Source organism: Limisphaera ngatamarikiensis (genome assembly GCF_011044775.1).
GTDB lineage: Bacteria > Verrucomicrobiota > Verrucomicrobiia > Limisphaerales > Limisphaeraceae > Limisphaera > Limisphaera ngatamarikiensis.
Window position 1 is genome coordinate 3,066 of sequence record NZ_JAAKYA010000094.1, and the last position, 287, is coordinate 3,352.

General features: G+C 67.2%; 1 protein-coding gene. It reads right to left on the minus strand.

The annotated features are described in order from the left end of the window. A partial coding sequence (locus G4L39_RS13790; protein WP_165109075.1) for a hypothetical protein occupies positions 1 to 287 on the minus strand: 287 nt, incomplete at both ends.

Below are 287 nucleotides of genomic sequence, written 5' to 3' on the forward strand. Positions count from 1 at the left end.
CTCCCAGCTCATCCCCACCCCAGCCCCCAACCGTCCGGTTCCCAATCGCATCGTGCCGATACTCAAACTGTTGCCCCGCCACCGGCCGACCGTCCGCCCAATACCGTCGGCCCGACTCCAACTGACCATAAGGGTCGTACCGGTAGACCCAGTAACTGCCGTCGGCCCACCCGGCCCGCACCCGCCGGCCCATCGCATCGTACGTCCAGTCCAGACGGCTCACCACCCCCGTCGCAACCACCGACTGCACGTTGGTCAGCCGGTTCCACAGGTCAAACCCCCGGGTC